This is a genomic window from Flavobacterium sp. SM15 (genome assembly GCF_022012335.1).
Lineage (GTDB): Bacteria > Bacteroidota > Bacteroidia > Flavobacteriales > Flavobacteriaceae > Flavobacterium.
The window spans coordinates 128,205-142,241 of record NZ_JAKLTO010000003.1 but is presented as its reverse complement, the minus strand read 5'-3'; the positions used below and the strand labels follow the sequence as shown (position 1 = coordinate 142,241).

The following is a 14,037-nucleotide window of genomic DNA, read 5'->3' as shown; positions in this document are numbered from 1 at the left end:
TTTACTTCTTATAATTCGATCTTAATGATCTTGGCTGCAAAAGTAATCTTTTGAAATGAAACTTTGTTACTTTGAACCGTTGCAACTTTGCGTACTAAAATATACCTTTGAAAAATGCAACTATCGGTAATAATTCTGAACTACAATGTTCGTTATTTTTTAGAGCAATGCGTTTTGAGTGTTCAAAAAGCGTTGGAAGGTATTGAAGGTGAGATTATTGTGGTGGATAATTTTTCCGTAGATGGAAGTTGTGAGATGATGAGACATTGTTTTCCAAATGTGAAGCTCATCGAGAATAAAGCGAATCTTGGTTTTCCCAAAGGTAATAATATAGGAGTAGCTCAAGCCAAAGGAAAACACATCTGTATTCTGAATCCCGATACCGTTGTTGCAGAAGATACTTTTAAAAAGGTGCTTGATTTTGCGGCATCCAAACCGGATTTAGGAATTGTCGGTTGTAAACTAATCGACGGAACCGGGAACTTTCTTCCGGAATGCAAACGCGGAATACCCACACCTTGGGTGGCTTTTACCAAAATCTTCGGCTTGTATAAACTCTTTCCGAAATCGTCTCTTTTTAATAAATATTACGCACAGCATTTATCGGAAAACCAAACCGGCAAAGTGGATATTCTTGTAGGAGCTTTTATGATAATGGAGCGTGATTTGTACCTTGAAGTTGGTGGTTTTGATGAAAACTGTTTTATGTATTCCGACGATATCGATCTGAGCTATCTGGTGTTGAAATCGGGGAAATCAAATTATTATTTCCACGAAACTTCGGTTATTCATTATAAAGGAGAAAGTACTGTTCGTGATGGAACGTATATGAAACGTTTTCGTGAAGCAATGCAGTTTTTCTATAAAAAGCATTTTGGAGGCTCATTTGTTTTTGATGTTTTTATGCGAATTGGTGCGTTTGCTTTTTCGTTATTGAAGAAGAGTCAGCAGAAACAAGTTGTTTATACCGTTGATGAATATGTTTTGTTTTCATCGGATGAAAGCCTGAAAAACAAATTGGAAAACCAACTGCAAAAAAAGGTGATACGTCTTGCTGATATTGACGAAAATGCCTTATTTTCGCGAGCAAATTCTTCGGAAAAGCATAAGGAAATATTGTTGGATAACGGGAGTTTTTCGTTTAAAAAAATCATTGCGTTTCTGCAGAAAAATAAAAATAGAGGATACACCTTTAAAATCATTCCTGAAGCCTCATCATTTATGATTGGAAGCAACAGTAGTAATGATCGGGGTCAAATAATCGAAATCGAGTAAAAAAATACATATTGTGAAATTATAAATCGAAATAATTAGTAATTTTGCAAACCAAATACGAAAACACAACTTTAGTTTAAAGATATGGCAAAGTTTGAATTGAAATTGCCCAAAATGGGAGAAAGTGTTGCTGAGGCAACGGTAACCAACTGGTTAAAAAAGGTTGGAGATAGAATTGAAATGGACGAAGCAGTGCTTGAAATCGCTACCGATAAAGTAGACAGTGAAGTACCTTCTGAAGTGGCTGGAACCCTTGTGGAAATTCTTTTCAATACGGATGATGTGGTTCAGGTTGGACAAACCATCGCAATTATCGAAACGGAAGGTGGTGCGGTAGCAGCGGAAGCTCCAAAAGCAGAAGCAGTGGCAGCTCCGGTAGCAGAAGTAGCTAAAACAGTGGAAGCAGCTAAAGAAGTCGCGGCTCCTGCAGATTTTTCAGCATCGGATAAATTCTTCTCGCCATTGGTGAAAAACATTGCTAAAGAAGAAGGAATTTCTTTGACTGAATTAGAGTCTATCCAAGGTTCTGGAAAAGACGGTCGCGTTAACAAAGAAGATATTTTAAACTATATCAAAAACAGAGGTGCTTCGACAAGCTCAGCAACAGTTACAACGGCTCCGGCTGTGGCAGCTCCAGTTGCAGAAGTAGCAAAAGCAGCTCCGGTCTCTGTAAACGGTGGGGATGAAATCGTGGAAATGGACAGAATGCGTAAGCTGATCTCCAAATACATGGTGGAATCGGTACAAACTTCGGCGCACGTTCAGTCGTTCATCGAAGTAGATGTAACCAACATCGTAAAATGGAGAGACAAAGTGAAAAACGCTTTCGAAAAGAGAGAGGGGGAGAAGTTAACCTTCACGCCAATCTTCATGGAAGCGGTTGCAAAAGCATTGAAGGATTTCCCTGGAATGAATATTTCGGTTGACGGTGAATTTATCATCAAACGTAAAAACATTAATTTAGGTATGGCAGCAGCTTTACCAAACGGAAACTTAATTGTACCGGTAATCAAAAATGCAGACCAATTGAACTTGGTAGGTATGGCAAAAGCGGTTAACGATTTAGGAAACAGAGCAAAAGCAGGTAAATTAAAACCAGACGATACGCAAGGTGGTACTTATACTGTAACTAATGTTGGTACATTCGGTTCTGTTTTCGGAACACCGATCATCAATCAGCCACAAGTGGGAATCTTGGCTTTGGGAGCTATCAGAAAAGTGCCTGCAGTTATTGAAACTCCAGAAGGGGATTTCATCGGAATCCGTCAGAAAATGTTCTTATCGCACTCTTACGATCATAGAGTTGTAGACGGTGCATTAGGAGGAAGCTTTGTAAAACGTGTTGCGGATTACTTAGAAGCTTGGGACATCAACAGAGATTTTTAGTAAATCGAAATAGAATAGTAAGAACCCGTCATATAGGCGGGTTTTTCTTTTGTAATGAATTGGATTCGTCTATATTTGTAAGTAGATAATAATATATTAATGGAATTAAAACTCACAAGACCTATTTGCTTTTTCGATCTTGAAACCACTGGAATCGATGTAGCTCGAGACCGTATCGTGGAAATCGCAATAGTAAAAATATATCCTAACGGAAATAAAGAAAGTAAAACCTGGCTGGTGAACCCGACCATCCCTATTCCGGCGCATGCAACAGCGGTTCACGGAATTACAAACGAAAAAGTGGCTAACGAGCCTACGTTTAAAGAATTGGCTTCGCAGGTTCATGCAATGATTAAAGATTCGGATTTGGCAGGCTTTAATTCCGATCGATTTGATATTCCTTTGTTGGCAGAAGAATTACTGCGTGCTGAAGTAGATTTCGACATGAAAAACCGCGTTTCTGTAGATGTGCAAACAATTTTTCATAAAATGGAAGAGCGTACTTTAAGTGCGGCTTATAAATTTTACTGCGGACAGACTCTGGACAATGCTCATAGCGCTGAAGCAGATACCACGGCAACCTATGAGATACTAAAAGCCCAATTGGAGCGTTATCCTGAATTGGAAAACGATATGAAATCTTTATCGGAATTCACAACACGTAAAAAATCAGTGGATTTTGCCGGTTTTATCGCTTTAAATGCGGAAGGACAGGAAATTTTCACCTTCGGAAAGCACAAAGGCGCTTTGGTGGATGAGGTTTTAGAAAAAGAACCAGGTTATTTTGGTTGGATACAAAATGCTGATTTTCCTTTATATACTAAAAAAGTGCTGACTGGAATCAAATTAAGAAAATTGAACACAAAACAGTAATAATTGAGTTTTGGTTGCAGTGGTAGTGGTTAAGCTGGACATTGGAACCAAACACAGATACTGAATACTATGAAGATTATTTGTATTGGTCGTAATTATGCAGACCATATCTCGGAATTAAACAACGAACGTCCATCGGAACCGGTAATTTTTATGAAACCGGATACGGCAATTTTGCCTAAACAAACTCCTTTTGTGATTCCGGAATTTACTAATGATGTGCATCATGAAGTGGAGATTTTGGTAAAGATCAATAAGGTTGGAAAATACATTGATGCCAAATTTGCACACAAATATTATGATGAAATTGGGTTGGGAATCGATTTTACTGCTCGGGACTTGCAATCAGAGTTGAAAAGTAAGGGGCTTCCTTGGGAAAAAGCAAAAGCATTTGACCATTCAGCGATAATAAGTGACTTTTTATCGAAAAAAAGTTTTAGTTCGCTGGAAAATATTAAATTTGAACTAACCAACAACGGGACAGTGGTTCAAAGTGGAAATACCAGTCATATGTTGTGGAAAATTGATGAAATCATTGCTTATGTTTCTCAATATTTCACACTAAAAACAGGAGATGTTATTTTTACGGGAACACCCGCCGGAGTGGGTAAAGTGCAACCGAATGACGTTTTGGAAGGTTTTATTGAAGGTCAACAACTTTTTAGAATCCAGGTAAAATAATGGCATTACATTATAACTTATCAAAAGTCTATGAAATTTCGGATAACGATACCGATTTTGCACAGCAAATCATTAATCTTTTTGTTGAAGAAGTTCCGCAGGAATTAAAGTCCATAAAGGAAGGAATTGAAGAAAAAGATTATCAGAAAACATACGCCTCTTCCCATAAAATCAAACCTACCTTGGATTTGTTGGGAATGGATTTAGCCTATGAAGAAAATCTTCAGATCATGGAATGGACTAAATCCGAAGGTAAAAGAAAAGAAATTAAAGAAGTTTTTAAAAGTTTAAAAGAACACATCGACAACGCCCTGAAAGAAATAAAGAAGGATTACAATCTCTAACTTTCAGTTATGCCAAATACCATCAAAGTGAAACTTGGAAGCCATTATAAAGTGGATGTTCCGGTTGAAAACGCTGTTTTTTTTGAAAATTATTTAAACGAAAATCAAATCGATTTTTATTCCGATTCCTATAAGAGACTCTGGAATACAAAAAAATCCTTTTGCATTCCTAATAAACATAAAGATCTGTTGGATTCTTTTGATTTTGAAAATACATTTCCAATTACGTTCAATGCCATCACTTTTTTTGATGTTTCAAAAGAGAAGAAGATTTTTAATTTTTACCTTAAACTTGTTTTTGTTTTAGTAACGCTTAATGCGCTTTTAAAACTGTTCAATTTTCTTTTGGTTCCTTAATTGGTGTTAACAGATAGTTTTAAAATTTAACGTAAGTTTCGATTTTATTTTCTTTGTTTTGTAGGTAAAGCATGATATCTTTGTGAGTATACTCCCGAAAAATGAAAGCTACTATAGTTACCATTGGCGATGAAATTCTCATCGGACAAATCATAGATACTAATTCGTCGTTTATTGCCAAAGCTCTGGATAAAATAGGGGTTGGAGTTCATGAAATGCTTTCCATCACCGACGACAAACAGCATATTCTTTCTACGTTAGCGGGGCTTCAAAACCAGTCCGATGTTGTGATTTTGACGGGTGGTTTAGGGCCGACCAAAGATGATATTACTAAGAAAACGCTATGTGAATACTTAGATGACGAACTGATTTACAATGAAGAAGTTCTGGCTCATGTAACTCAGTTAATTGAAGGTTTTTTCAAACGTCCGATAACTCAAATTAATAAAGATCAGGCTTTGGTTCCTTCAAAAAGCCAAGTGTTGTTCAATAAGGTTGGAACGGCTCCGGGTATGTGGATGGAGAAAGAGCATACTGTTTTTATTTCGCTTCCAGGTGTTCCTTTTGAGATGAAATATCTGATTGAAAACGAAGTGATTCCGAGGTTGGTTTCAAAATTCAACAGACCTTTTATTGTTCATAAAACCATCCGTACTTATGGAATTGGGGAAAGTCTTTTGGCGGAACAAATCGAAAGTTGGGAAGATAATTTACCCGAATTTATAAAATTGGCGTACTTGCCAAGTCCGGGTCAAGTGCGTTTGCGTCTTTCTGCACGAGGAACCGATGAAGGTGCTCTTTATTTGGAATTGGATAAGCAAGTGGAAAAACTGCATGAAATTATTGGTGAGGCTATTGTTGGTTTTGATGACGGCGAAACTATTGAAGTGGTTTTGGGAAAATTGCTAAAAGAAAAAGGTTTAACTTTGTCCACCGCAGAAAGTTGTACAGGAGGGAAAATTGCATCTACTTTAACATCGGTTTCTGGTTCCTCTAGTTATTTCAAAGGAAGCGTGGTGAGTTATGCCACAGAGACCAAAGTGAATATTTTAGGGGTTTCTCAGGAATTAATCGACAAACATTCTGTTGTAAGTGTTGAGGTGGCTCAGGCTATGGCTTTAGGTGTTCAGCAATTAATGAAGTCGGATTATGCGTTGGCAACCACGGGAAATGCAGGACCAAATAAAGGCGAAGCAGAGGCGGAAGTAGGCACGGTAATCATTGCAATGGCAACGCCGAATGGGGTTTATACTGAAGAATTTAACTTTGGTCAGCCTCGTGAAAAAGTCATCGACAGGGCGGTAACAAAGGGGTTGGAAAAAATTTACAAAGAAATTTTAAAAAACTAATCAGAATAGTTTGTGTATTAGGTTTCTTTTTTGTTACTTTGCACCCTGATTTTGAATAACGAATATAAAGATAAGTATAATGTCAAGAGTTTGTGAACTTACAGGTAAGAGAGCAATGGTTGGAAACAATGTTTCTCACGCTATGAACAAAACTAAAAGAAAATTTAGTGTTAACTTAGTAAAGAAACGTTTCTACATTCCTGAAGAAGACAGATGGGTAACTTTAAAAATTTCTACATCTGCATTGAAAACTATTAATAAAAACGGTATTGCTGCAGTTTTGAAACAAGCTAAAGCTAACGGATTAGTAAAATAATTCGTCACCTAATAATATATATCAAAGATGGCAAAGAAAGGTAATAGAATCCAGGTTATTTTAGAATGTACTGAGCACAAAGCTTCTGGTGTTCCAGGAACATCTCGTTACATTACTACAAAAAACAAAAAAAATACTCCAGACAGATTAGAGATTAAAAAGTTCAATCCAATTTTGAAGAGAGTAACTGTTCATAAAGAAATTAAATAATTAGAGATTTAAAAAAAATCTTAAATGATTTCATTGGAGATTTTTTAAATTGAATTAAAACATAAAGAGTCATGGCAAAGAAAACCGTAGCAACTTTACAGACAGCTTCAAAAAGATTAACTAAGGCTATCAAGATGGTAAAATCACCAAAAACTGGTGCTTATACTTTCGTTGAGTCTGTTATGTCTCCTGAAGAAGTGGATGCATTCTTAAGCAAGAAATAATTCCGTTATACAAGATATAAAAAAGCTACTTTCATTAGGAAGTAGCTTTTTTATTTTATATTCCTTTGGTAATATTTAGCCTTGGGAAGAAAGGAACCTCGTGAAAAATTTATATTTTTGAGGCATAATTGAAATTTTATTTCGGTTTGTAATAGATTTAGGAGCCAAACATTTAGGTGTTTTTTACATGTAGTTCCTGCTGTACGCTTTATCTTTTTTCGGTGACTTCGGCCCTTCGACAAGCTCAGGGACCAGCAGCCACCAAAAAAAGGATACCGCTCCCATCAGGGCTAGTGAAAACTTTGAGCTTCTTTTAAACTTATAACTCATAACTTATAATTCATCATTTAAAAAATGAATTTCTTTAAAAAAATATTTTCTTCCGAAAAAAAGGAAACCTTAGATAAAGGTCTTGAGAAATCCAGTACTTCTTTTTTATCAAAATTGACCAAAGCGGTAGCCGGAAAGTCAAAAGTTGATGACGATGTTTTGGATAATTTAGAAGAGGTTTTAGTGTCTTCGGATGTTGGTGTAAATACTACTTTAAAAATCATCGAACGCATTGAAGAACGCGTTTCCCGTGATAAATATTTGGGAACCGATGAATTGAACGGAATCCTCCGCGAAGAAATTGCGGGTCTTTTATCGGAAACCAATTCCGGAGAAGCTACTGAATTTGAAATCCCTTTAAACAAAAAACCGTATGTGATTATGGTTGTTGGGGTAAATGGTGTAGGTAAAACAACCACTATCGGAAAATTAGCTTATCAGTTTAAAAAATCTGGTAAAAATGTGGTGTTGGGAGCAGCAGATACTTTTCGTGCAGCCGCAATCGATCAACTGCAAATTTGGGCTGATAGAGTAGGTGTACCGATTGTACGTCAGCAAATGGGTAGCGATCCGGCTTCTGTAGCCTTTGATACTTTGCAATCAGCGGTAGCACAGAATGCGGATGTAGTTATTATTGATACAGCAGGTCGTCTACATAATAAAGTTGGATTAATGAACGAGCTAACCAAAGTAAAACGTGTAATGCAAAAAGTTTTGGACGATGCGCCTCACGATGTTTTATTGGTATTGGACGGTTCTACAGGGCAGAATGCCTTTGAGCAGGCAAAACAATTTACTGCAGCTACTGAAGTTACCTGTTTGGCAGTTACCAAATTGGATGGAACGGCTAAAGGGGGTGTGGTAATCGGGATTTCGGATCAATTCCAAATTCCGGTGAAGTATATTGGAGTTGGAGAGGGAATCGAAGATTTACAAGTCTTCAATAAATACGAATTTGTGGATTCGTTTTTTAAATAATCCGATAGATTATGGAGCAAATTATTCAGTTTTTTAAATCGAAATCTCCTTTGGTTTTTTTGATTTTGGGAGTGCTTTTGATTGCGCTTTCGTACTTTATGGAAAAGAAACTTCCAAGTGTTTTTATGGGTATGCGATTGCTTGCTTTTATTACAATTATTTACGGACTGATTAAATTCTTCAATAAAAAATAAAAAAGGCGCTATTCATATAGCGCCTTAATTTTTTGCCATAGTACTTCATCAAAATCGGATAATGCCATGTTGGCTCCATCGGCAGTATCTCCCATTCTTATAATTACCATTTTTTTACTTGGAATGATATAGATTTTCTGATCGTTTTTCCCTAAGGCACAATACATATCGCTTGGAGCAGATGGAATCAAACTGCCCGAAAATTGCAATTGTGTTTGAGGTAAATGGTAATTCGCTTTTCCATTAAGCCACCACAAATAGCCATAGGCAAGATTTATGCTTTGGGAAGTCGTTGCCGCTTGGTCAAAATAGCCGGAACTTACAATTTGAGTCCCGTTCCAATTTCCTTTGTTTAATGCAAGTAAGCCAAATCGAGCCATGCTTCTTGCAGTACTTGTATAAACACTATTGTTGTTAACTGTTATCCAATTTCCATTCATTCCGATTTTATCCCGAAGTCTTGTGTTGAAATAAGTATTCCAGTTTTGCCCGGATGCATTTGCCACCACATCTTGTAATTTTACATACACATTATCGTATGCCCATCGTGTTCCAGCATCAGACTTATACATTAAGCAATCGGGTAAAACGCAATCATCGGTGGTTGGGTCAGAGCTGTCGTTATAAGCATCATCTAATCCGGAAGTCATTGTTAATAAATGTTTGCAGGTAATCAGATTTTCTTTTGCAAGTGGTACGCTGGTCCATCCTGTGCCTAAGTAATCCGAAACTTTGTTGTTGATGTTTAGCAGTCCTTCTTGTTGTGCTATTCCGGTAAGAGTTGAAGTTAACGTTTTTCCGGCACTAGCCCAATACCAATTATCTGATGCAGTTTGACCATTGAAATAATTTTCCATAACAATTCTTCCGTTTACTAAAAGGATGAAGCTTTTGGTATGCTTGTCATTTAGATAAGTTAAGAGAGGTGCTACTGCTGTTTCATTCCAATTTAAAGAGTTTAGGCTTTTAGTTTCCCAAGTAGTTTCACTTGTAGGAGGAAAATACATGGTTTCTTCTGGTGTTGTTGTGTTTGCAGAATCTGAATCAGAATTGCAACTTAACAGTAAGTTCAATAGAGCCAAACAAGCAATTATATTTCTCATGGGGTTGTTTTTCAATTTTGACTTTAAAATTAGCAAATAGTTTAATGGGTTTATTTTTCCCGGATTGTTTTTTCAGGTACATTTGCAAAAAATCATTCACAAGAAAAGAGATGAAGAAAATAGGTGTATTACTAGTGTTTAGTTTATTTTTTATCGGCTGTAAACAGAAAATAAGCGATGCCGATCTTGCGAAAATCAATGGGTATTGGGAAATTGAAAAAGCCGAACTGCCTGATGGTAGCAAAAAAGAATACACCGTGAATCCGACTATTGATTTTATTGAAATAAAGGGAAATAAAGGTTTTCGTAAAAAAGTGATGCCGCAAATGGACGGTAGTTACCTAATGAATAATGTGTCTGAAAAAATTGAAGTTACCAATACAGATGGGACAGTTGTGCTGCATTATTCGACCTCTTATGCTAAATGGAAGGAAGAAGTGCTTGAAGTTACAAACGAACACTTGGTAATTCGCAACGATCAGGATTTGGAATATACTTATAAGCGACCGAAACCTTTTTCTGTAAAGTAATGGCAAAACGTTTTAATCAGGAGAATTCAATAGGTGATGTTTTAAAGCAGTTTATTCATGAACATAAGCTGGAAACAGGCATGGATAAAATTGATGTTCAGGAAGCCTGGAAAAACCTTATGGGGCCGGGAGTAAATAACTATACTACAGAAGTTTTTTTAAAAGGAACTACGCTTTATGTAGCGCTTTCTTCCGCCGTTTTAAGAGAAGAATTAAGTTACGGAAAAGATAAAATCATCAAGATGATTAACGAGGAGCTTAATAAAGAAATTATTAAAGATTTGATTTTAAGATAATTACGTTTTAACTCACAATTTTATTTTTATTTGTTCTAAATAAACTTGTTTTTTTAGGTTGGCTTGTTTAGTTTTGCGTCAAATTAAAATTAATCTAAATAAGCTTAATTCAAAATGAAAAGCCCAATCCAATTATTATTTGCAGTTCTTTTATTTACACTTCAAATTAATGCCCAGTCTTCAGCAACGATAAAGGGGAAAGTGGTTTCCTTAAATAATGCACCAATTGAAAAGGTTAGTGTTTCAGCTAAAAATACTTCATTCAACTCAGTAACCAATGCTAATGGTGAGTTTGTAATAAACAATGTAAAACCCGGAAAATATAATTTGGTTTTTTCTCACGTAGGATATACTTCTTCTACGTCTCACGTGAATGTTAAAGATGAAAATGATGTTGTAGTGGTTGAAATCACACTTGAAGAAATCTCCAATGAATTAAATGAGGTGGTAGTTTCCGGAAGTGTTATCAAAAAAACTATGGCAAATGGAAAAAGCGGAATTAAAGTGCTTGATTTACCTCAAAGTGTTCAAATAATAGACAATAAAGTATTGGAGCAGCAACAAACCATTCGTTTAAGTGATGTAATCAAAAATGTAAATGGGGTTTATGTTGGTTCGGCTCGTGGTGGGGCTCAAGAGTCGTTCTGGTCAAGAGGTTATGATATGGGACCCAACAATATGTTTAAAAACGGATTTCGTTTTAACGGAGGATCCATGCCGGAAGTAGCTTCTTTAGAACAAGTGGAAGCTTTAAAAGGAAGTTCTGCTTTATTGTTTGGAAATGTAGCACCTGGTGGTATCATCAATATGGTAACCAAAACACCTCAATTCAACCATGGTGGAAGTGTGTCTTTCCAAGCAGGAAGCTATGCTTATTATAAGCCAACTGTCGATGTTTATGGGCCGTTAAGTAAAACCATTGCTTACCGTTTTGTCGGTTCTTATGAGAATTCTGAAAATTTCAGAGATGTTGTAACCCGTGAGCGTATTTATGTAAATCCTTCTGTGCTTTTTAAAGCGACAAAGAAAACAACCGTTTTATTACAAGCAGATTATTTAAAAGACAATTGGACTCCGGATTTCGGTACTGGGGCGATCGGTAAAAAAATTATAGATTTACCAAGAAACACTTATTTAGGTGCAAAATGGTCGAACGGATTAACTACTCAGGCTTCAGTTTCTGGTCAAGTAGTGCATAAAATCAATAACAATTGGAAGTTCAGTTCGAATTCTTCCGTGCAGGATTACACTAGAAAATCAGAAGGAACAGAGCGTATTCAGCCAAACGTTAATGGTTCAGGATCTTTAAATAGAATCTTAGGTAAGAATTACAATACAGAAATGATTGCTGGTCAACAATTTAATATTCAAGGAATTTTTAATACCGGAAGCATTAAACATCAATTATCTACCGGTGTTGATACTGATTTTACTTTTGCAGAGACTTATACTTATACTTTTGCCAACTCAACATATGACCAAATTAATATTTATGACCCGGCAACTTATGAGAACGACGTAAAAACGATGCCACAATCAAAAGTTTCTAAAATCGTTAGAACAGAAACTACACGTTTTGGAGCTTATGCACAGGATTTAATCTCTTTTACTGAAAAAATCAAAGTATTAGCAGGTATTCGTTGGTCTTGGCAAGAATCTGATGCTAGTAATTATACTGCAACTTCGACTATTGCTGCTGAAGACGCAGCTCGAGTAAAAGATCCTAGACGTTTAGATAGAGCTTTTTCTCCAAAAGTGGGATTAGTTTATCAACCAACAAAATCGACATCTTTATTTGCTAGTTACGCAAATTCATTTACACCAAATTCAGGATTCGATATTAACAATTCAACCTTAGAGGCTTCAATTATTGATCAATACGAATTAGGAGCTAAAAAAGAATTTTTAGGTGGTAAATTGAGTACCAACGTTACATTGTATCAAATTATAAACAGCAATTTTGCACAAATGGCACAATTTAAAGCAGATGGAACTCCAAATACTAATACTAATGTTAAAACGCTTTCTGGTGAAACTACTAGTAAAGGGGTTGAAGTGGATGTAAATGTAAAACCAATTGAAGGGTTAAGTGTTTTAGTTGGTTACAGCTACAATGATATGCGTTATACAAAAACAACAGGTACTACAGGAAGTTTTTATGAAGGACACCGTTTGGTTAGAACACCAGCACATACTGGAAACGTAAGTTTCTTTTATACAGTTCAAAACGGATTTTTAAAAGGATTTTCATTAGGAAGTATTGCGAATTATATTGGTGATCGTTTAGGCGGATGGAACGATACAGTTGGTCAAACCGATCCTACAAGAACAACTATCCCAGTAAAAGCATATACAACAATCGATGTGTCTGCAGGATATACTTGGAAACAAATTTCGTTACTTTGCAAACTTTCCAATATAACTAACGAGTTAAACTATACTGTTCACGAAAATTACAGTGTGAACCCGATTGCACCTCGTCAGGTGATGGGAACCATTAAATATAAATTCTAAAAATAAAAATGAAAAAAAGAGACAAAAATATCAGAGCGATCCACCGTGATTTCGGGTACTTTTATTTAGGATTGATCATTTCGTTTGCTTTCTCGGGAATCTTAATGAACCACAGAGAAAGCTGGCATCCGGAAAAATACACTGTTGAAACCAAGACCATTCAGGTGGCCTTGCCAACTGAGGATAAGATCAATGAGAAATTTGCCGAAGACCTAGCTAAGGAATTAGGAGTAGACGATAAATTCAAACGCCACGGAGTTAAAAAAGGCGAATTGCGAATTGCTTTTGAAAACACCGATGTTGAAATTGATATGAAAACCGGAAAAGGAGAGATCGTTTCGTTTAAGAAAACGCCTTTTATCAGTCAAACGATGAAGCTTCATAAAAATACTTCCGATTGGTGGATTTATTACTCGGATATTTTTGGATTGTCATTGATTACCATCGCGGTAACAGGAGCGATGATGATTACAGCAGGAAAGAATACGTTCAAGCGCAGAGGCTGGAAACTGGCCTTGGCAGGAATCCTTTTCCCACTGCTGTTTTTATTTCTGTTAGCATAATAAATATAGTTAGGACAAAAAAAATCCCGATTCATTTGAATCGGGATTTTTTATTTTTAAATCTGTTAAGTACAGATGTAGCTTTATTAGAATTGCTCTCTTCCAGCAAAGTGGAAAGCACCTTCGATAGCTGCATTTTCATCGCTGTCAGAACCGTGAACTGCGTTCTCACCGATTGAAGTAGCATATTTTTTACGGATTGTTCCTTCAGCAGCTTCAGCAGGGTTTGTAGCACCGATTAAAGTTCTGAAGTCTTCAACAGCGTTTTCTTTTTCTAAGATCGCAGAAACGATTGGACCTCTAGACATGAATTCTACTAACTCACCGTAGAAAGGTCTTTCGCTGTGTACTGCGTAAAATTTCTGAGCATCAGCTACAGTTAACTGAGTAAGTTTCATAGAAACGATTCTGAAACCTGCTTCAGTAATCATATTTAAAATTCCTCCGATGTGTCCTTTTTCAACCGCATCAGGTTTAATCATTGTAAATGTTCTGTTTGTTGCCATTTCCGTAT

The 14,037-nt window shown here is 36.3% G+C and carries 18 protein-coding genes; 16 read left to right on the top strand and 2 right to left on the bottom strand.

The genetic code is table 11. The features are described from left to right. Window positions 1-114 precede the first annotated feature (114 nt). The 12 genes from LZZ90_RS06260 to LZZ90_RS06205 all read left to right on the top strand — a co-directional run bounded on the left by LZZ90_RS06260 (window position 115) and on the right by LZZ90_RS06205 (window position 8,517). Window positions 115-1,275, top strand: coding sequence for a glycosyltransferase family 2 protein (locus tag LZZ90_RS06260; RefSeq protein ID WP_237789834.1), 1,161 nt, complete (start codon window positions 115-117; stop codon window positions 1,273-1,275). 84 nt (window positions 1,276-1,359) lie between these two features. Then, window positions 1,360-2,661, top strand: a complete 1,302-nt coding sequence (locus LZZ90_RS06255) for a dihydrolipoamide acetyltransferase family protein (RefSeq protein WP_237789833.1) — start codon at window positions 1,360-1,362, stop codon at window positions 2,659-2,661. A 99-nt stretch (window positions 2,662-2,760) separates the two neighbouring features. Then, window positions 2,761-3,534 (top strand): 3'-5' exonuclease, encoded by a 774-nt coding sequence (locus LZZ90_RS06250; protein ID WP_237789832.1) that lies wholly within the window; start codon window positions 2,761-2,763, stop codon window positions 3,532-3,534. Between the two features lie 69 nt (window positions 3,535-3,603). Then, a complete protein-coding gene (locus LZZ90_RS06245; RefSeq protein ID WP_237789831.1) occupies window positions 3,604-4,215 on the top strand; it encodes a fumarylacetoacetate hydrolase family protein in 612 nt (203 codons plus the stop codon). Then, window positions 4,215-4,559 carry an Hpt domain-containing protein gene (locus tag LZZ90_RS06240; RefSeq protein WP_237789830.1) on the top strand — a complete coding sequence of 115 codons (345 nt, stop codon included), beginning with the start codon at window positions 4,215-4,217 and terminating at the stop codon, window positions 4,557-4,559. The genes LZZ90_RS06245 and LZZ90_RS06240 overlap by 1 nt, the downstream gene beginning before the upstream one ends. A gap of 9 nt (window positions 4,560-4,568) precedes the next feature. Continuing rightward, entirely contained in the window at window positions 4,569-4,916 is a 348-nt protein-coding gene (locus tag LZZ90_RS06235) for a hypothetical protein (protein WP_237789829.1), read from the top strand. A 101-nt stretch (window positions 4,917-5,017) separates the two neighbouring features. Further along, the gene (locus LZZ90_RS06230) at window positions 5,018-6,265 is read left to right on the top strand and encodes a competence/damage-inducible protein A (protein ID WP_237789828.1); all 1,248 of its coding nucleotides are present in this window, start codon (window positions 5,018-5,020) and stop codon (window positions 6,263-6,265) included. Window positions 6,266-6,344: 79 nt separating this feature from the next. Then, on the top strand, window positions 6,345-6,581 hold the full coding sequence (gene rpmB / locus LZZ90_RS06225; RefSeq protein WP_237789827.1) for a 50S ribosomal protein L28: 237 nt from the start codon (window positions 6,345-6,347) through the stop codon (window positions 6,579-6,581). A gap of 27 nt (window positions 6,582-6,608) precedes the next feature. After that, on the top strand, window positions 6,609-6,791 hold the full coding sequence (gene rpmG / locus LZZ90_RS06220) for a 50S ribosomal protein L33 (protein ID WP_026981158.1): 183 nt from the start codon (window positions 6,609-6,611) through the stop codon (window positions 6,789-6,791). A 71-nt stretch (window positions 6,792-6,862) separates the two neighbouring features. Continuing rightward, window positions 6,863-7,015, top strand: coding sequence for a DUF4295 domain-containing protein (locus LZZ90_RS06215; RefSeq protein WP_023570098.1), 153 nt, complete (start codon window positions 6,863-6,865; stop codon window positions 7,013-7,015). Window positions 7,016-7,369: 354 nt separating this feature from the next. Continuing rightward, window positions 7,370-8,323 carry a signal recognition particle-docking protein FtsY gene (gene ftsY / locus LZZ90_RS06210; RefSeq protein WP_237789826.1) on the top strand — a complete coding sequence of 318 codons (954 nt, stop codon included), beginning with the start codon at window positions 7,370-7,372 and terminating at the stop codon, window positions 8,321-8,323. Window positions 8,324-8,334: 11 nt separating this feature from the next. Further along, window positions 8,335-8,517, top strand: a complete 183-nt coding sequence (locus tag LZZ90_RS06205; RefSeq protein WP_237789825.1) for a hypothetical protein — start codon at window positions 8,335-8,337, stop codon at window positions 8,515-8,517. Between the two features lie 8 nt (window positions 8,518-8,525). On the opposite strand, the gene LZZ90_RS06200 is transcribed toward LZZ90_RS06205, so the two are convergent. Then, window positions 8,526-9,620, bottom strand: coding sequence for a serine hydrolase (locus LZZ90_RS06200; protein ID WP_237789824.1), 1,095 nt, complete (start codon window positions 9,618-9,620; stop codon window positions 8,526-8,528). Between the two features lie 110 nt (window positions 9,621-9,730). Between LZZ90_RS06200 and LZZ90_RS06195 the strand changes: the two genes are divergently transcribed. The 4 genes from LZZ90_RS06195 to LZZ90_RS06180 all read left to right on the top strand — a co-directional run bounded on the left by LZZ90_RS06195 (window position 9,731) and on the right by LZZ90_RS06180 (window position 13,523). Further along, complete coding sequence (locus tag LZZ90_RS06195; RefSeq protein WP_237789823.1) at window positions 9,731-10,150, top strand: lipocalin family protein; 420 nt, start codon at window positions 9,731-9,733, stop codon at window positions 10,148-10,150. Next, window positions 10,150-10,446, top strand: coding sequence for a DUF721 domain-containing protein (locus tag LZZ90_RS06190; RefSeq protein ID WP_237789822.1), 297 nt, complete (start codon window positions 10,150-10,152; stop codon window positions 10,444-10,446). Before LZZ90_RS06195 ends, LZZ90_RS06190 begins: the two co-directional genes overlap by 1 nt. A gap of 114 nt (window positions 10,447-10,560) precedes the next feature. Beyond that, window positions 10,561-12,960, top strand: coding sequence for a TonB-dependent receptor (locus LZZ90_RS06185; RefSeq protein WP_237789821.1), 2,400 nt, complete (start codon window positions 10,561-10,563; stop codon window positions 12,958-12,960). Window positions 12,961-12,968: 8 nt separating this feature from the next. Beyond that, window positions 12,969-13,523, top strand: a complete 555-nt coding sequence (locus LZZ90_RS06180; RefSeq protein WP_237789820.1) for a PepSY-associated TM helix domain-containing protein — start codon at window positions 12,969-12,971, stop codon at window positions 13,521-13,523. 86 nt (window positions 13,524-13,609) lie between these two features. Here the strand turns inward: LZZ90_RS06180 and LZZ90_RS06175 are convergent, their stop codons facing one another. Next, window positions 13,610-14,029 carry a nucleoside-diphosphate kinase gene (locus LZZ90_RS06175; RefSeq protein ID WP_237789819.1) on the bottom strand — a complete coding sequence of 140 codons (420 nt, stop codon included), beginning with the start codon at window positions 14,027-14,029 and terminating at the stop codon, window positions 13,610-13,612. Window positions 14,030-14,037: the final 8 nt, after the last annotated feature.

What these genes read in the sequence shown, in the direction of transcription:
- LZZ90_RS06260 (WP_237789834.1), top strand. Translation starts at nt 115, where the DNA reads ATGCAACTATCGGTAATAATTCTGAACTACAATGTTCGTTATTTTTTA.
- LZZ90_RS06255 (WP_237789833.1), top strand. Translation starts at nt 1,360, where the DNA reads ATGGCAAAGTTTGAATTGAAATTGCCCAAAATGGGAGAAAGTGTTGCT.
- LZZ90_RS06250 (WP_237789832.1), top strand. Translation starts at nt 2,761, where the DNA reads ATGGAATTAAAACTCACAAGACCTATTTGCTTTTTCGATCTTGAAACC.
- LZZ90_RS06245 (WP_237789831.1), top strand. Translation starts at nt 3,604, where the DNA reads ATGAAGATTATTTGTATTGGTCGTAATTATGCAGACCATATCTCGGAA.
- LZZ90_RS06240 (WP_237789830.1), top strand. Translation starts at nt 4,215, where the DNA reads ATGGCATTACATTATAACTTATCAAAAGTCTATGAAATTTCGGATAAC.
- LZZ90_RS06235 (WP_237789829.1), top strand. Translation starts at nt 4,569, where the DNA reads ATGCCAAATACCATCAAAGTGAAACTTGGAAGCCATTATAAAGTGGAT.
- LZZ90_RS06230 (WP_237789828.1), top strand. Translation starts at nt 5,018, where the DNA reads ATGAAAGCTACTATAGTTACCATTGGCGATGAAATTCTCATCGGACAA.
- rpmB (WP_237789827.1), top strand. Translation starts at nt 6,345, where the DNA reads ATGTCAAGAGTTTGTGAACTTACAGGTAAGAGAGCAATGGTTGGAAAC.
- rpmG (WP_026981158.1), top strand. Translation starts at nt 6,609, where the DNA reads ATGGCAAAGAAAGGTAATAGAATCCAGGTTATTTTAGAATGTACTGAG.
- LZZ90_RS06215 (WP_023570098.1), top strand. Translation starts at nt 6,863, where the DNA reads ATGGCAAAGAAAACCGTAGCAACTTTACAGACAGCTTCAAAAAGATTA.
- ftsY (WP_237789826.1), top strand. Translation starts at nt 7,370, where the DNA reads ATGAATTTCTTTAAAAAAATATTTTCTTCCGAAAAAAAGGAAACCTTA.
- LZZ90_RS06205 (WP_237789825.1), top strand. Translation starts at nt 8,335, where the DNA reads ATGGAGCAAATTATTCAGTTTTTTAAATCGAAATCTCCTTTGGTTTTT.
- LZZ90_RS06200 (WP_237789824.1), bottom strand. Translation starts at nt 9,620, where the DNA reads ATGAGAAATATAATTGCTTGTTTGGCTCTATTGAACTTACTGTTAAGT.
- LZZ90_RS06195 (WP_237789823.1), top strand. Translation starts at nt 9,731, where the DNA reads ATGAAGAAAATAGGTGTATTACTAGTGTTTAGTTTATTTTTTATCGGC.
- LZZ90_RS06190 (WP_237789822.1), top strand. Translation starts at nt 10,150, where the DNA reads ATGGCAAAACGTTTTAATCAGGAGAATTCAATAGGTGATGTTTTAAAG.
- LZZ90_RS06185 (WP_237789821.1), top strand. Translation starts at nt 10,561, where the DNA reads ATGAAAAGCCCAATCCAATTATTATTTGCAGTTCTTTTATTTACACTT.
- LZZ90_RS06180 (WP_237789820.1), top strand. Translation starts at nt 12,969, where the DNA reads ATGAAAAAAAGAGACAAAAATATCAGAGCGATCCACCGTGATTTCGGG.
- LZZ90_RS06175 (WP_237789819.1), bottom strand. Translation starts at nt 14,029, where the DNA reads ATGGCAACAAACAGAACATTTACAATGATTAAACCTGATGCGGTTGAA.